The following is a 16,167-nucleotide window of genomic DNA, read 5'->3' as shown; positions in this document are numbered from 1 at the left end:
CGATGAAAAAGTTTATCGAAACGATAAAGAACATTTTTGCGATTGAAGATCTGCGTACGCGGATCTTCAATACGCTTTTTTTCATTGCCATCTATCGGCTAGGCTCCTTCGTGGTGCTGCCCGGAGTTGATGCTACCCGTCTGAAACAAGGCGCCGCAGGCATTTTCGGTATTCTGGATACGCTCCTCGGGGGCGCTTTCAGCAACGCATCGATTTTTGCACTGGGCATCATGCCCTATATCTCGGCTTCCATTGTATTGCAACTGCTGACGATTGCGGTGCCGTACTTCCAGAAGCTGCAGAAAGAGGGTGAGTCGGGACGCAAGAAAATCAACCAGTACACCCGTATTCTCACCATTCCCATTGTTCTGGCTCAGTCGGTCGGCTTTATTGCTACCATTAATGCTGATGCCATTATCAATCCGGGCGTGCTGTTCACGGTATCATCGATGATTATCATCACCGCTGGTACGCTGTTCTGCATGTGGCTTGGTGAGAAAATTACTGATAAAGGCATCGGCAACGGTATTTCCATGATCATCATGATCGGGATTGTATCACGTTTTCCCGGCGCCATTATCGGTGAAGCAGCTGCTAAAGGATTGAATGGCGCACTCATTTTCCTGTTGGAACTGGTGGTGCTCTTCTTCGTAGTCATGGCGGTGATTGTATTGACTCAGGCTGTGCGCCAGATTCCAGTGCAATATGCCAAGCAGATAGGCGGTACCGCTCAGCTTAACTCCCAGCGTCAGTTCATCCCTATGAAGGTGAACGCAGCGGGGGTGATGCCAATCATTTTTGCCCAGTCGCTCATGTTTGTGCCTGCCATTGTGGCCTCGGTATGGCAGAACGACAGCGACCTAGCCAACACCATTGGCGTTAAGTTCTCGGATTACACTTCCTGGGAGTACAACTTAGTATTCGGGACGCTCATTCTGTTGTTCACGTATTTCTATACGGCCATCAGCGTGAACCCCAACCAGATTGCCGACGACCTGAAGCGCAGCGGCGGTTTCGTTCCCGGCGTCAAGCCTGGAGCTGATACTTCCGAATACATTGATGAGGTACTCACCCGTATTACCCTGCCCGGGGCGCTGGCCCTGGCCCTGATTGCCATCTTCCCGGCTATTGCCCTGCTATTCGGGGTGACGCGTCCGTTCTCAGCTTTTTACGGCGGAACTTCGCTCATCATTATGGTAGGCGTGGTACTGGATACGCTTAACCAGGTACAGAGCTACCTGCTGATGCGTCACTACGACGGCATGATGAAGTCGGGTAAAGTGCGGGGGCGTTCGACGCCAATTGCTATGGCATCCTAATTCGGTCATGATCTTCTACAAGACCGAGGAAGAAATTGAACTAATGCGAGCCAGCGCGAAGGTGCTGGCTCAGGCTCACGGCGAAGTCGCGGGCATGATCCGGGAAGGAGTGACTACGCGGGAACTAGACCTTCGCGCGGAAGAGTTCATCAGGGATCATGGCGGGCAGCCTTCGTTTAAAGGCTACAATGATTTCCCCTTCAGCCTTTGCATCTCGCCCAACTCGGTGGTGGTGCACGGTTTCCCAAGTGACTACACCCTGAAAAGCGGGGATATCATCTCGGTAGACTGCGGCGTACTGCTGAATGGCTACCACGCCGATAGCGCCTATACTTACCCAGTAGGGGAGGTGGCGCCAGAGGTACTGGAGCTGCTCGAAGAAACCAAGAAGTCACTGTACCTCGGTATCGAGCAGGCAGTGGCGGGTAACCGGATGGGCGACGTCAGCTTTGCTATTCAAAATCACGTGGAAAAGCGTGGGTACGGTGTAGTTCGGGAGTTGGTTGGTCATGGTATCGGCCAGAAGCTGCACGAGCGGCCGGAAGTACCCAACTATGGAAAACGTGGTTCGGGATTGAAGCTGCAAACGGGTTTGGTGCTAGCCATTGAGCCTATGGTAAACCTTGGTACCAAGAGTGTGGTTCAGGAGAAAGATGGTTGGACCATCCGCACCAAAGACCTCAAGCCTTCGGCGCACTTCGAGCATACCGTGGTAGTCAGAAAAGACAAGGCGGAAATTCTTACCTCCTTCGAATACATAGAAAAAGCCTTACAGTAGCCTTATGGCCAAACAAACTTCCATTGAGCAGGACGGAGTCATCCTGGAAGCCCTTTCCAACGCCATGTTCCGAGTGGAGCTGGAGAACGGTCACCAGTTGATTGCCCACATTTCGGGCAAGATGCGGATGCACTACATCAAGATCCTGCCGGGAGATAAGGTAAAGCTGGAAATGTCGCCCTACGACTTGTCGAAGGGACGAATTGTGTACCGTTACAAGTAGCGGGTCTTAGGGACTTCGGTTCCTGTACCAAGACCCCAAGACCCTAAGCTCCTAACAACTCCATCCACATGAAAGTCAAAGCGTCCGTTAAGAAGCGCAGCGCCGACTGTAAGGTAATTCGCCGCAAAGGCAAGCTTTACGTCATCAACAAAAAGAACCCCCGCTACAAACAGCGTCAAGGGTAGTAGCACCAGACTTTTTTAAAAAAGCACATGGCTCGTATTGCAGGGGTAGATATCCCAGACAACAAGCGCGGTGAAATCGCGCTGACCTACATTTTCGGCATCGGTCGTCCTTCGGCCCAGCAGATCCTTACCAAAGCAGGCATCGACCTGAACAAGAAGGTGAAAGACTGGACGGAAGCTGAGGCTGGTGAAATTCGTAGCATCATTGCTGCTGAGTTCAAAACCGAAGGTGTGCTGCGCTCAGAAGTGCAGCTGAACATTAAGCGCCTGATGGACATCGGTTGCTACCGGGGTCTGCGTCACCGCAAAGGTCTGCCGGTTCGTGGTCAGCGTACCAAGAACAACTCGCGTACCCGCAAGGGCAAGCGCAAGACCGTTGCTGGCAAGAAGAAGGCTACTAAATAATCTGTAGCGGGAATCGAAGCCCGGCTTTCCGGACTGGATAGCCGGCTTCAACACCTTCCGCAGTTTTTCGCGATAACCAAATGGCACAAAAAAGAAAAGACAAAGCCAAGAAGCGCGTTGTTGTTGTTGAGCCCGTAGGCCAGGTACACATCAAAGCCTCGTTCAACAACATCATCATCTCCATCACCAACAACAACGGCCAGGTTATTTCCTGGGCGTCGGCTGGTAAGATGGGCTTCCGGGGTTCTAAAAAGAACACCCCCTACGCAGCTCAGATGGCTGCCACGGATTGCGGCAAAGTAGCTCACGACCTGGGCATGCGCAAAGCCGAGGTGTTCGTAAAGGGTCCGGGTGCTGGCCGTGAATCGGCTATCCGCACGCTGGGTAACGTGGGTATTGAGGTAACGACCATTAAGGACGTGACGCCGCTGCCCCACAACGGCTGCCGTCCTCCCAAACGTCGTCGCGTTTGATTTAGCGAACTGGCCTTCATTGGCCAGCGGTATTGGAAGATGGTTCTGGCCCGCAGGGCTGCACTAGTTATCCAATGCACGCGGTTCAACCCCCTCAACACACAACAACCCCGAAATGGCACGTTATACTGGTCCTAAAACCAAGATTGCCCGTCGCTTCAATGAGCCGATCTTCGGCCCAAGCAAGGCACTCACCAAGAAAGCATACCCCCCCGGCCAGCATGGCCGTGGTCGTCGTAAGAAGCAAAGCGAGTACGCTGTCCAGCTGATGGAGAAGCAGAAAGTGAAGTACATGTACGGCGTCCTAGAAAAGCAGTTCGAGAACCTGTTCCACAAAGCGGCTACGCTGCCCGGCATCACCGGTGACAACCTGCTGGCTTTGCTGGAGTCGCGCCTCGACAACACGGTGTACCGTTTGGGCATTGCGCCCACGCGCCGGGCTGCTCGTCAGCTCGTCCTGCACAAGCACATCACGGTGAACGGTGAAGTAGTAAACATTGCTTCCTACAAGCTGCGTGCCGGCGACGTTGTTGCCGTACGTGAAAAATCGAAGTCGCTGGAAGCCATTACGACCAGCCTCAGCGCCCGCAACGCCCGTGCTTTCTCGTGGCTGGAGTGGGACGGCAAGGAAATGGTGGGCAAGTTCATCAGCGCCCCCTCGCGTGACCTGATTCCGGAGAAAATCACGGAGCAGCTCATCGTCGAGTTGTACTCGAAGTAATCTTGGCGGCCCGGCTTCGGCTGGGCCTGCTGTTGCTTCGATTTTTTTCCTTGTTACAAATTGGAACTGAGTTTGGGTATTGAGTACGAAGCAGCTAACTAGAGGCGCTTTCTACTTAATACCCATTGCTCAATACTAAAAAACGCCCCACTTATGTCAATCTTAGCTTTTCAAATGCCGGAGAAGGTAGTGATGGAGAAATCCGACGACTTCTACGGAACGTTTGAATTTAAACCGCTTGAGAAAGGCTACGGCGTCACGATCGGCAACGCATTGCGCCGTATCCTGCTGTCGTCGCTGGAGGGCTACGCTATTACGTCGGTTCGGACCAGCAGCGTACTGCACGAGTTCATGACCATCGAAGGTGTGATTGAGGACATGTCCGAAATCATCCTCAACCTGAAGCAGGTCCGCTTCAAAAAGGTGAGCGACGCTATCGAGGACAAAATCACGGTTCGGATCAAAAACCAAGAAACCTTCACGGCCGGCGACATCAGCAAGTTTACCAACGGTTTCCAGGTGCTGAACCCGGATTTGGTGATCTGCAACGTAGACCCCGCTACCGAGCTGGAGTTTGAGTTCACCATTCAGAAAGGCCGTGGCTACGTTCCCGCTGAGGAAAACAAGCCCGCCGATCAGGTATTTGGTCAGATTGCCATCGACGCCATCTTCACGCCTATCAAGAACGTGAAGTACAGCATCGAAAACACCCGGGTAGAGCAAAAGACCGACTACGAGAAGCTCCTCATCGAGATTCACACGGACGGCTCTATTCACCCCGAGGACGCACTGAAAGGTGCCGCTCATATCCTGATTCAACACTTCATGCTGTTCTCCGACAGCACCATGACCTTCGAAACGGCCAAAGCCGAGGAAGAGGAGACGGTAGATGAAGAAACCCTGCACATGCGCAAAGTCCTGAAAACGCCGCTGGCGGACATGGACCTGAGCGTGCGCGCTTACAACTGCCTGAAAGCGGCCGACATCAAAACCCTTGGTGACTTGGTGCAGCTGGATATGGCAGACATGATGAAGTTCCGCAACTTCGGTAAGAAGTCGCTGACCGAGCTGGAAAACCTCGTAGAGGAAAAAGGTCTGACCTTCGGGATGGACCTGGGCAAGTACAAGCTCGACGAAGAATAGGTGTTAATGTGAAAATGTGCTGAATGTGTCAGATGTGTGAAAAGCACAGTGACTACATCAGCACATTTTTCATTTAACGCCTTCCGAATAGTAAACTCAATTTTCACGTTTCCTTTTTTCACTAGTAGGCCCAAGGAACAACGGTTCTAATGAGAGAGCTGCACTTGCTTTCCGCCGTGGTCGTTGCTCGCAAGCCTACACTTTCTTTTTTTTATGCGTCACGGTAAAACCATCAACCACCTCGGCCGCACGGCCTCTCACCGCAACGCGATGCTCTCCAACATGGCATCGTCGCTGATCGTGAGCAAGCGTATCACCACCACGGTAGCTAAAGCCAAAGCACTGCGCAAGTTTATCGAGCCCCTGCTGACCAAGTCGAAGAGCGACACAACGCACTCACGTCGTACCGTATTCGCTACGCTGCAGAACAAAGAGTCCATCAAGGAGCTGTTCGACGTTGTAGCTGGCAAAATTGCGAACCGCCCCGGTGGCTATACCCGCATTATTAAGCTGAGCGACTCCCGTTTGGGCGACAACGCCGAAATGTGCGTAATCGAGCTGGTTGACTACAACGAAACCCTACTGGAAGCCAAGTCGGCCGGCGAGGCCAAAACGACTACCCGTCGTTCGCGTGGCAAGAAGAAAGCCGCTGGTGCTGAAGTAGCCGCTCCGGCTGCTGAGGCTGCTCCAGTTGCCGCTGCTGCTACCGAGGTATCGGCTCCGGAAGACACGGCTACGGAAACCCTGAAAGAAGGCGAAACCCGCGAGGAGAAAGCCGCCGAGTAGTTGGTTTCGTAAGCTGAGCTTACAACCCGAAAAGGGACGTACCGCAAGGTGCGTCCCTTTTTTCTTGCCCAGGTCGCACGGTTGTTCGATGGATTTTTCCTACAGTTCACCAGGAGTTTTAGCGGCTTGGTAGGATAGGCAGCGGGAGGAGGGGCCTAAACGGCGTGCTTTGAGTCATTCTTTCACGCTACTCCTTTCGCTACAATGACTACCAACGCCTTTTCTCTGAAAACCCTGCTTTGTGCCGCTACCTTCTGGTGGGGGGCCACGCAAACCCACGCGCAATCGGCCGAAGCCGTGCCATCTGCGGCGCGCTTCGTGGGTGTACCCGCATCGGCTATACAGCTGGGGAGAAAAGAGGCGTTTCCGGCTTTCGACGAGGCCTTCTATCAGAACGAGCTGTTTCTGCTGGGTGAAGCCCATGGGGTACAACGCCCCCAAGAAATAGACCTGGCCCTGCTCAAGCACCTGAACGAGCGGGCCGGCGTACGAACCTACGTGGCTGAAGTGGACTGCGCTAAAGCCTACTACCTGAACGAATACCTGCGCACAGGGCAAGAGGCTACGCTGGACCTGATCTTCCGCAGTTGGAACGCCGAAACCTCGCAGTGGGCCAACCAGGCGCTAAAGGCAAAATTCCAGCAGCTGCGCAGCTGGAACCAGACACTGCCAAAAAAGCGCCAGATTCGTTTTCTGGGGCTTGACCAGCTCCAGGATTTGCCTTTGGCAGCGGATTACCTTACAGCGCTGCTGCCACAAAAAGGGTTAGCACCGGACTTGCGCACCCAGCTGGACTCGGTAACGGTGCTGCTTCGGCAACCGCCGCCAGGTGGAGCTGTGCTGGCGGGCGTGGCTCAGCGTACCTTACTTGCCCTGCAGCAGCCGGAAGCCCACCACCGCGCCACGCTTGGCCAGCGGTATGAGGAGGTACGGCACCTGCTGGTAGGCGCTACGCAGAACCGCAGCAACATGCTGGTGCGGGAAAAGAATATCTTCGCCAACTTTCAGGCTCTGTATGAGGCTCAGCACTTGGCCGGACAGAAGCTGTACGGCTTCTGGGGACTGGCGCACGTGCTGCAAAGTCCCCTGCAAAGCGGCGCTACCTTGTTTGCCGGGCTGGTGCGCCAGAGCACCCTGCCGGTGCACGACAAGGTGGTGTCGTTGATGTGCGTATTTGCCGATTGCCAGATGCTGCTGCCGGGCAACTTCTTGCCCTCGGCTGGTCCGGCCCCGCGCTATGTTCAATTCGACAAGTTCAACCACGATGGCCCGCTCACGCTCATCGATGGTATGCCCGAACTGAAAGCGCAAACCCAACCAGGTAGTACTACCGTGTTTCAGTTGAACGCCCCCACGGCCGTGACCAACCAACAGCCTATTCGGGTAAGCTACGCCGCGGGCGTACCCAAGGGGCAGCAGATTCACTTTCGGCCGGAGCTGCCGGCCACGGCTTATGTGCAATACCTGATTCTGGTGCGCAACTCGGCCGCTGTGCAGGCCCTGCAGCCGTGAGCACGCTCCAATCCCGGCACCTAGTAGCCGAAAAGCGTACTTGTCCGGCCCGCCGCTTGCCTTACATTCGCACCATGACCTCGTTTCTGCTCAAGCACTGCCTCACGCGCTCCGATGCCCGGCTGGTTCTGGCCTATTGGGCCGTGGTAGCGCCCGTGCTACTGCTCCAGTACGTATCGGATACCGGGTGGAGCGGGTGGCGGGCCCTGCCGGTAGTCTTGGTAACAGTGTTGTTCGATACCGTCACGGTAGCGGTAATCGTCAGTCAGTTTCTGCCGCTTTTTCTGGAACGCAAGCACTGGTCGCGGCTGGGGCAGGTGCCGGTGTTCTTGCTGGTAAGTGGAGGATTGTACCTGATTGTGTACGGCAGCCTGCTCGGGCACCGCATCGATTTGTCGGGCATGCGCATTGTGCTGGGGGCGGTGGCCCATGCCAAAAGCTACGGGCTACTGGCGGTACTGCTCACGGCCAAGCGCTACTTCGACCTGCAGCAAAAGCTCCTGCAGGTGCGCCAGGCCCAGACGGAAAGTGAGCTGCGCAACCTCAAAGCCCAACTCGACCCACATTTCCTCTTCAACAACCTCAACGTGCTGCGCGCTCTTATCCAGCACGACCCAGCCGAGGCCAACGAGTTCCTCAATCGTTTTGCGGCCCTCTACCGCTTTCTCATTCGCTACAAGGACGAGGACTTCGTGCCGCTGACGGAGGAGCTGCGTTTCGTGGAGGAATACATCTACCTGCTCCGGCACCGCTTTGGTACGGCTTACGACTTCCGGCAGACGTTCCCCGAAGGCATTGACCTAGACCGGCTGCTAATCGTTCCGGGCACGCTGCAGCTGCTGGTTGAAAACGCCATCAAGCACAATGCCGGCAACGACGATGAGCCCCTACTGATTACTATCAGCGTTACGGAAACCACCTTGGCCGTCACCCACTCGCGCCGCCCCAAGCTGACGCCGGTTGACTCGACTGGCACCGGCCTAGCTAACCTGCGCGAGCGGTACCGGCTGCTGGGTAATCGGGAAATCACGGTAACGGCTACAGCCACTACCTTCGCCGTGGCCGTGCCGCTGGTGGCTGCTGCTCAGGTCTACCATGCTGCCTAAGCGGAAGAAGAGCCGATGACCATACTGATTCTGGAAGACGAAGAGCCAGCCGCCCGGCAAACAGTGCAGTTCCTGCAGCAGGCCGGTCTGTGCGCTACTGCTCCGCCCATTGTGCGCAGTGTGGCGAAAGCCTTGGAGTGGCTCCAGGCTAACCCCATGCCGGATTTGCTTTTCTCGGATATCGAGCTGCTCGACGGCAACGTGTTTTCGCTCTATGAGCGGTTTCGCGTTACGTGCCCCATCATCTTCACCACGGCTTACGACCAATTCCTGCTGCCCGCCTTCCGGGGCAATGGCATTGCCTACCTGCTCAAGCCCTTCACCTACGAACAGTTTCAGGAAGCCTTGGCCAAGTACCACTTACTGCAAGGCAGCTTTGCCCAGCCGGCCACCCCGGCGCTCAGCCCAGAAGTGGTGCGTGAGCTAAGCCAAGCTCTGCGCCAAAGCAACCAGCCCACGTACAAACAGCGCTTCTCCGTGCGGATGCGCAACGGCCTCTTCATTCTGCAGATCGAGGACATAGCCTACGTGCAGGCCGACGAAGGCGTAACCTTCGCCGTGGATGCGGCAGGTACCCGCTACCCGCTCAGCGGCACTCTCACGGAAGTAGAGCGGCAGTTGAACCCCGCGCACTTCGGGCGCCTAAACCGCTCTGAGCTGGTCAACATTGCCTTTGTGGAGAAAGTCGAGCCGTATTTCAACAACCGGCTGGCCGTGAAGCTGCGCGGCAAAAACGAAGTAATCCTGACCACCAGCGCCGCCCAGACGCCCGAGTTCCGCCGGTGGCTGGAAGGGTAGGGGCAGGCGGCTACGCTTGCACACGCTTTTTTCGGTGCTGCCTTAGCATATGCTGATTTAGGGCTGGGCTAAAAGTACCAATTGAGTACCTTGCTGCCGCAACTCAGCAACTTGGCCTGTGGGCCGGAAGCCCGGGCGGCCCAAGCGCATTCACTTATCAACCCAACCTTTTTCTCATGAGCATTATCACCGAAATCCACGCCCGTCAGATTTTTGATTCACGCGGTAATCCCACCGTGGAGGTAGATGTGACTACCGAAAGTGGTACGGTAGGCCGCGCCGCGGTGCCCTCGGGTGCCAGCACCGGCAAGCACGAAGCCGTGGAGCTGCGCGACGACGACAAAGCCAAGTACATGGGCAAGGGCGTGCTGAAGGCGGTAGAGAATGTGAACAGCAAAATTGCCGAAGAGCTGGTGGGCTTCTCGGTGTTTGAGCAGGGCCTGCTCGACAAAATCATGCTGGAGCTGGACGGCACGCCAAACAAAGCCAACCTGGGTGCCAACGCCATTCTGGGAGTTTCGCTGGCTGCTGCCCGCGCTGCCGCTGCCGAAGCCGGCATGCCCCTGTACCGCTACGTGGGCGGCGTGAATGCCACCACGCTGCCCGTACCCATGATGAACATCCTGAACGGCGGCTCCCACGCCGACAACAGCATCGACTTCCAGGAGTTTATGATCATGCCCGTGGGCGCCCCCACGTTTGCCGAGGCGCTGCGCTGGGGCACGGAAATCTTCCACCACCTGAAGAACGTGCTCAAAAAGCAAGGTCTGAGCACCAACGTAGGCGACGAAGGCGGCTTTGCTCCCAACATCAAATCCAACGAAGACGCCATTAAGGTAGTACTGCAAGCCATTGAAACGGCGGGCTACAAGCCCGGCGACGACGTGATGATTGCCATGGATGCGGCGGCTTCCGAATTCTACTCCGATGGTCACTACCACTTCAAGAAGAGCACCGGCGACAAGCTCACTTCCTCGGAAATGGTAAGCTACTGGACCGACTGGACCAAGAAGTACCCCATCATCAGCATCGAAGATGGCATGGACGAGGACGACTGGACGGGCTGGAAAAACCTGACCAACAGCATCAGCAGCACCACGCAGCTGGTGGGTGACGACTTGTTCGTGACCAACGTAAACCGCCTGCAGCGCGGCATTGATGAGCAGATTGCCAACGCCATTCTCATCAAGGTAAATCAGATTGGTACGTTGTCGGAAACCATCGACGCCATCAACCTGGGCCGCCGCAACGGCTACAAGAGCATCATGAGCCACCGCTCGGGCGAGACGGAAGACAACACCATTGCCGACCTGGCCGTGGCCCTGAATACCGGCCAGATCAAAACCGGCTCGGCTTCCCGCTCCGACCGCATGGCTAAGTACAACCAGCTGCTCCGCATTGAGGAGGAACTGGGCGAAGTAGCGTACTTCCCCGGTCGCAAAATGTAGTAGCAGTAATTTTACTTCAGAGTTGTAAAATTTTAAGGAGCCGATCTGTACAGATCGGCTCCTTTGCTTTACCTTTGACTTCTATGTATTTGAATACGATGCTGGAGCGCGTGCCCGGTTTCCTGCGGAGCTTTTATTTCCTGGCCGGGGCCTTGTTCCTGGGCTGGATGTTCCTGTTCGATGCCAACGACTTTATCAAGCAGTATGAAGTGTACGCCAAGTGGCGGGAACTGAACACGGAAAAAGAATACTATCTAAGTGAAATTGAGAAAGTGAAAAAAGACCGCGCAGAGCTGCTGAGCAGCCCGGAGCTACTGGAAAAGTTTGCCCGGGAGAAGTACATTATGAAGCGCCCCGGTGAGGACGTCTTCCTGCTTGTTCCTCAGACCGAAGAATAAAATCCACTCTTATTGGCCGCCTGGTTTGCCGCCGCGGAGGGGGGCGGTGCGTGTATTATCCCCGCTTGTTTTGCCCTTTTACTGCTTCTATGATGAAACTGTACCGTTTATTTACCTGCCCTAAATGGGCTGCCCTTAGTGTGCTGCTGCTGGCATGTACCTGGTTTAGCTCCACGGCTACCGCGCAGAACTACAACATTCCGGCCTCGGGCACGGCTTCCATTACCACGTGCGAAGGCACCCTCTACGACGATGGTGGCGCTAATGGCAACTATACGGCGTATGCCAATGGGGTCATCACCATCAACCCGGGTACCAGCGGCAGCAAAATCAAGCTGGAGTTCAGCTCCGTCTCCACCTACTACTACGATGAGATAACCATCTACGATGGCAACTCTACCTCGGGCGCGGTGATTGGCACGTTCACCAACTCGGCGAACCCCGGCACGGTGTACGCCACCAACAGCACGGGGGCCCTGACGGTGCGCTTTGCCACCAGCTACTACAGCTACTCGGGGTTTGCCGCCAGCATCAGCTGCGTGACCACGGTGCCCAAGCCAGACCTGGCGGTGCAGGGAGCCTCCGTGCAGCCGCTGTCGGTGGTAGCGGGCAACAACGTGTACGTGACGTCGTCTATCTACAACCTGACGGGTACCACGGCCACCAGCAGCTCGGTGGGCTACTACCTATCTGCCGACTCTAAGTTGGACGACAGCGACATTCTGGTGGGCAACTCGACCGGCAGCAGCCTGGCCGTGGGCAGCTCCAGCTACCGCGAGGCCTCCGTGCAGATTCCGGCCACCACTACCACGGGCAGTTACTACATGCTGTTTGTGGGCGACTACCTGAATAGCGTAGCGGAAAGCAACGAGGAGAACAACATTGCCAGCGTCTCGCTGAACGTGATACCCGCTTCCGTAGACCTGGTTATGCTCCAGGCCAGCGTGTCGCCTATTTCTACGGCCCCTGGTAATGCCATCAGCCTGACTTCGTACATCAAGAACAACGGCAACACTGCCTCCAGCTCCAGTAGCATCGGCTACTACCTGTCTTCCGACAATAAGCTCGATGGCAACGACCAGCTGCTGACCTCTACCTACGGCAGCAGCTTGTACGCGGGCTACTCCAACTACGCCAACGCCTACACCAACATTCCGACCTCGGTTACGCCGGGATCTTACTACGTGCTGTTTGCCGCCGACTACCAGGGACTGGTGGAGGAATCCAATGAAGACAACAACGTAACGGCCGTGGCTATTACGGTGGCCAAAGCCAGCATCGACCTGGTTCCGACCCAGTCGCAGATCAGCACTTCGACTACTACGGCCGGCACTACCATTTCGGCGGCGACCTACATCTACAACCAGGGCAATACCACGGCGGGTACTTCCAGCGTGGGCTTTTATTTGTCGACGGATAACAAGCTGGATTCCAAAGATGTGCTCCTGAATTCGGTGACCGGCTCTTCGCTGGCGGCTAACGTAAGCAGCTACCGCGGTGCCTATCTCACGATTCCGGCTACCACGGCCTCGGGCACCTACTATCTTCTCATTGCCGCCGACTACCAGGACAAGGTAACCGAGTCCAACGAGACGAATAACGTGGCCAGCCTCACGCTGAAGATTGAGGACCCCTACGTGGACCTGAACGTGCAATACCCATCCTTGGGCACTACCTCGGTAGCCAGTGGCAGCAGCGTGTCGGTTTCGGCCTACGTGTACAACCTGGGCAACTCTACGGCCAGCGCTTCGAAAGTAGGCTTCTACCTTTCCAAGAACACTTCCCTCGACGGCAACGATGTACTGCTGCAGTCGAGTTCGGTGAGCGGTATCAGCGCGGGCAACTACGCATACCCCTACACAACCGTGCAGATTCCATCGACCACGGCCGCCGGCTCGTACTACATCCTGTTTGTGGCCGACTACGAAAACTCCCTGAGCGAAAGCAACGAGCAGAATAACGTAGCCTCTTATGCCCTCACCGTTATCACGCCGGGCATCGACCTGTCGATCTACTCGGCTTCGCTGTCACGCACTTCGGTGGCGGCCGGCGGCAGCGTAACCTCCTCGTTCTACGTGTACAACAGCGGCAATACGTACTCGGCTTCCAGCAACGCGCAGGTGTACCTCTCCAAAGATGTCACCCTAGACAACAACGATGAGCTGCTGACCACTTCCACCGGCGGCTACCTCTCGGCCTACGACTACTCGTACCGCTCCTTCAGCACCACCATTCCCAGCACCACCACGCCGGGGGCCTATTACGTCCTGCTGGTAGCCGATGCCACCAACGCGGTATCCGAAACCAACGAGCAGAACAACACCACGGCCATCAGCTTCACCGTAGCGGAGCCCTTCAATGGTACAGTGGTGCCCACCTCCGGGAAAACGAGCGTTACCACCTGCGGCACCAAGATCTACGACAACGGCGGCACGGAAAACTACGCGTCCTATACCAGCGGCACGCTGACTATCTACCCATCGACCGCCGGGGCCAAAGTGCAACTGGATTTCACGCAGTTTTCGCTGAACTACTACTCCTACCTGTACATCTACGACGGCCCCGACACCTCGTCGCCGCTGCTGGGCTCCTACACCTACTACAACGTAGCGCCGGGTACCCTCAAAGCCACCAACAGCACCGGGGCCATCACGGTGGTCTTCAGCACCGACTACTACGTTTCCACGGGCTTCGAAGCGACGGTTTCCTGCATCGGCGCCACCGAAAACCCTGACCTGGCTCTTTCCGCCGCCACGTTGGGCAGCACCAGCATTAATGCAGGTAGCTCATTGTCGGCCTCGGTGAAGGTGACGAACTCGGGCAAAGCCAGCGCCAGTGCCAGCACCGTGGGCTACTACCTGTCCACCGACAACGTTTTCAGCACCAGTGACGTGCCCTTGGCTACGACTACGGGCGCTTCTCTGGCTGCCGGTGCATCGGCTACCCGGAGTGCTACGCTGGCTATTCCGTCGGGCACGGCTGCGGGCTCGTACTATGTGCTCTTCGTGGCTGACCCCTCGGAGCAGGTCACGGAAACCAACGAAACCAACAACGTGACGTCGGTGAGCCTGAAGGTAACCCGGCCCCAGCCCAACCTGGAGCTGGCGTCGGCTACGCTGTCGGCTGCCTCCGGGCTGCCCGGGGCGGCGCTTACCAGCAGCGTTACCATCAAGAATACGGGCACGGCCAGTGCCACGGCCAGCACCGTGGGCTACTATCTGTCCAAAGATGCTGTCTACGATGCCGCTGACGTGAGCATGGGCCAAACCACGGGCGGAACCCTGGCGGCTTCGGGCAGCGCTACGCGCACGGGCTCGTTCAGTATTCCAGCGGCTACTACGGCCGGCAGCTACTACGTGCTGTTTGTGGCCGATGCGCAGGGCACCATCATGGAAAGCAACGAAACCGACAACGTATTGAGCGTGGCCCTGACGGTGAAAGCCACCCAGGCTGACCTAACTCTGGCTTCGGCTACCCTGGGCAGCAGCACGGTTGTAACGGGCAATACTGTTACGACTTCGGTCAGCATCAAAAACCAAGGCTCGGCTTCGGCCGCCAGCAGCACCATCGGCTACTACCTCTCAGCCAACACGACTTGGGATGGCAACGACGTGTTGCTGAAAACCGTGACGGGTGCCAGTCTGGCCGCAGCGGCTTCCGATACGCGCACCAACTCCCTCACGATTCCGGCCACCACAGCGGCCGGCAGCTACTACGTCCTGTTTGTGGCCGACCCTCAGAGCAGCGTAACGGAAGGCGACGAAACCAACAACGTAGCCTCGGCTAGCTTGGCGGTTACCGCTCCAGCAGTGGCTGACCTTTCCCTGGCCTCAGCTACGTTGCAGGCCGCAACGGTTGTAAAGGGCAGCACCGTATCATCCAGCGTGCAAATCAGCAACTCCGGCAATGCAGCTGCATCGGCCAGTACCGTGGGCTACTACCTCTCCAAAAACACCACGCTGGACGCCACCGACGTAAGCCTGGGCCAGACAACAGGTGGTGCCTTGGGTGCCAATGCCAGTGCTACCCGTACGGCGACGCTCACCATCCCGGCCGCTACCGTGGCGGGCGGCTACTACGTGCTGTTCGTGGCCGATGCGCAGAGCGCGGTGACGGAAAGCAATGAAACCAACAACGTAGCTACCGTTGCGCTGGCGGTTACTGACCCGGTGGTAACCCTCATGCCGGACCTCACTTTCCTGGCTTCATCCACCACGCTGTCGGCTTCGGCGGGGGCGGCCGGCAGCTCCCTTACGGTGAGCAGCACGTTCACCAACGCCGGCACGGGTTCAGCCAGCAGCACGCCCTTCGCCGTGTACCTGTCGGCTGATGAAAACTTTGATGCCGCGGATATCAGTCTGGGCGGCGCCGCAGGCACTACCCTGGCCAGCGGAGCTTCCAGCCAGCAGCAGCTGACGGTGACGGTGCCAGCCACCACCACGGCGGGCAACTACTATTTGCTGGTAGTGCTCAACCCGGATAATACGGTAGCGGAAAGCAGCACCACCAACAACCTGGCCCGGGTAGCCTTCACGGTAACCGTGGCCACGGCCCAGCAGGAGCAGACCGCCGGCTTAACCATTGGAGTGTATCCGAATCCGGCTTCGGCGGGCTACTTCCGGGTTTCGCTGCAGGGCGCCACGGCTTCGGCCGAGGAGGCTACGCTCACGCTGTTCAACAGCATTGGACAGCGCCTGGAGCAACGCACCCTGCCGGGTAGAACCGGCGTGGCTACCTTCTCCACGCGTGAGCTGAGCCAAGGCGTGTACCTGCTGCACATCACCGGCAACAACCTGCACGTAGTGAAGCGCGTGGTCGTCGAGTAATAAACTTGCCTTCTTCGCCAGGTGTACAACCGGCGGTATCCAGTTC

Annotated in this window: 15 protein-coding genes; all 15 read left to right on the top strand. The window is 56.9% G+C overall.

Going from position 1 to position 16,167, the window contains the following annotated elements:
- Nucleotides 1–2 precede the first annotated feature (2 nt).
- The 15 genes from secY (at nucleotide 3) to HER32_RS07670 (ending at nucleotide 16,121) form a co-directional block, all read left to right on the top strand.
- Nucleotides 3–1,319: a preprotein translocase subunit SecY gene (gene secY / locus HER32_RS07740; protein WP_149069417.1), complete on the top strand. Its 1,317-nt coding sequence runs from the start codon at nucleotides 3–5 to the stop codon at nucleotides 1,317–1,319.
- A 7-nt stretch (nucleotides 1,320–1,326) separates the two neighbouring features.
- The gene (gene map / locus HER32_RS07735; protein ID WP_168681476.1) at nucleotides 1,327–2,097 is read left to right on the top strand and encodes a type I methionyl aminopeptidase; all 771 of its coding nucleotides are present in this window, start codon (nucleotides 1,327–1,329) and stop codon (nucleotides 2,095–2,097) included.
- Nucleotides 2,098–2,101: 4 nt separating this feature from the next.
- Entirely contained in the window at nucleotides 2,102–2,320 is a 219-nt protein-coding gene (infA, locus tag HER32_RS07730) for a translation initiation factor IF-1 (protein WP_022822146.1), read from the top strand.
- A gap of 68 nt (nucleotides 2,321–2,388) precedes the next feature.
- A complete protein-coding gene (gene ykgO, locus HER32_RS07725) occupies nucleotides 2,389–2,505 on the top strand; it encodes a type B 50S ribosomal protein L36 (protein WP_034256541.1) in 117 nt (38 codons plus the stop codon).
- Between the two features lie 27 nt (nucleotides 2,506–2,532).
- Nucleotides 2,533–2,910: a 30S ribosomal protein S13 gene (rpsM, locus tag HER32_RS07720; RefSeq protein ID WP_149069415.1), complete on the top strand. Its 378-nt coding sequence runs from the start codon at nucleotides 2,533–2,535 to the stop codon at nucleotides 2,908–2,910.
- An 80-nt stretch (nucleotides 2,911–2,990) separates the two neighbouring features.
- On the top strand, nucleotides 2,991–3,383 hold the full coding sequence (gene rpsK / locus HER32_RS07715) for a 30S ribosomal protein S11 (protein WP_022822149.1): 393 nt from the start codon (nucleotides 2,991–2,993) through the stop codon (nucleotides 3,381–3,383).
- A 115-nt stretch (nucleotides 3,384–3,498) separates the two neighbouring features.
- Nucleotides 3,499–4,104 (top strand): 30S ribosomal protein S4, encoded by a 606-nt coding sequence (gene rpsD, locus HER32_RS07710; RefSeq protein WP_168681475.1) that lies wholly within the window; start codon nucleotides 3,499–3,501, stop codon nucleotides 4,102–4,104.
- Between the two features lie 153 nt (nucleotides 4,105–4,257).
- Entirely contained in the window at nucleotides 4,258–5,247 is a 990-nt protein-coding gene (locus HER32_RS07705; protein WP_149069413.1) for a DNA-directed RNA polymerase subunit alpha, read from the top strand.
- Nucleotides 5,248–5,460: 213 nt separating this feature from the next.
- Nucleotides 5,461–6,033, top strand: a complete 573-nt coding sequence (gene rplQ, locus HER32_RS07700) for a 50S ribosomal protein L17 (protein ID WP_149069412.1) — start codon at nucleotides 5,461–5,463, stop codon at nucleotides 6,031–6,033.
- A gap of 204 nt (nucleotides 6,034–6,237) precedes the next feature.
- The gene (locus HER32_RS07695; RefSeq protein WP_168681474.1) at nucleotides 6,238–7,545 is read left to right on the top strand and encodes an erythromycin esterase family protein; all 1,308 of its coding nucleotides are present in this window, start codon (nucleotides 6,238–6,240) and stop codon (nucleotides 7,543–7,545) included.
- A complete protein-coding gene (locus tag HER32_RS07690; protein ID WP_168681473.1) occupies nucleotides 7,542–8,651 on the top strand; it encodes a sensor histidine kinase in 1,110 nt (369 codons plus the stop codon). Before HER32_RS07695 ends, HER32_RS07690 begins: the two co-directional genes overlap by 4 nt.
- Before the next feature lie 15 nt (nucleotides 8,652–8,666).
- The gene (locus HER32_RS07685; RefSeq protein ID WP_168681472.1) at nucleotides 8,667–9,449 is read left to right on the top strand and encodes a LytR/AlgR family response regulator transcription factor; all 783 of its coding nucleotides are present in this window, start codon (nucleotides 8,667–8,669) and stop codon (nucleotides 9,447–9,449) included.
- A gap of 176 nt (nucleotides 9,450–9,625) precedes the next feature.
- Nucleotides 9,626–10,897: a phosphopyruvate hydratase gene (gene eno / locus HER32_RS07680; RefSeq protein ID WP_168681471.1), complete on the top strand. Its 1,272-nt coding sequence runs from the start codon at nucleotides 9,626–9,628 to the stop codon at nucleotides 10,895–10,897.
- Nucleotides 10,898–10,980: 83 nt separating this feature from the next.
- Complete coding sequence (locus HER32_RS07675; protein ID WP_149069407.1) at nucleotides 10,981–11,295, top strand: FtsB family cell division protein; 315 nt, start codon at nucleotides 10,981–10,983, stop codon at nucleotides 11,293–11,295.
- Between the two features lie 89 nt (nucleotides 11,296–11,384).
- The gene (locus tag HER32_RS07670; RefSeq protein WP_168681470.1) at nucleotides 11,385–16,121 is read left to right on the top strand and encodes a CARDB domain-containing protein; all 4,737 of its coding nucleotides are present in this window, start codon (nucleotides 11,385–11,387) and stop codon (nucleotides 16,119–16,121) included.
- Nucleotides 16,122–16,167 lie beyond the last annotated feature (46 nt).

The sequence above is a fragment of the Hymenobacter sp. BT18 genome (assembly GCF_012273015.1).
In the GTDB taxonomy this organism is placed as follows: Bacteria; Bacteroidota; Bacteroidia; order Cytophagales; family Hymenobacteraceae; genus Hymenobacter; species Hymenobacter lutimineralis.
Note: the sequence above shows the minus strand (reverse complement) of the source record. Positions and strands in the feature narration are given on the sequence as shown.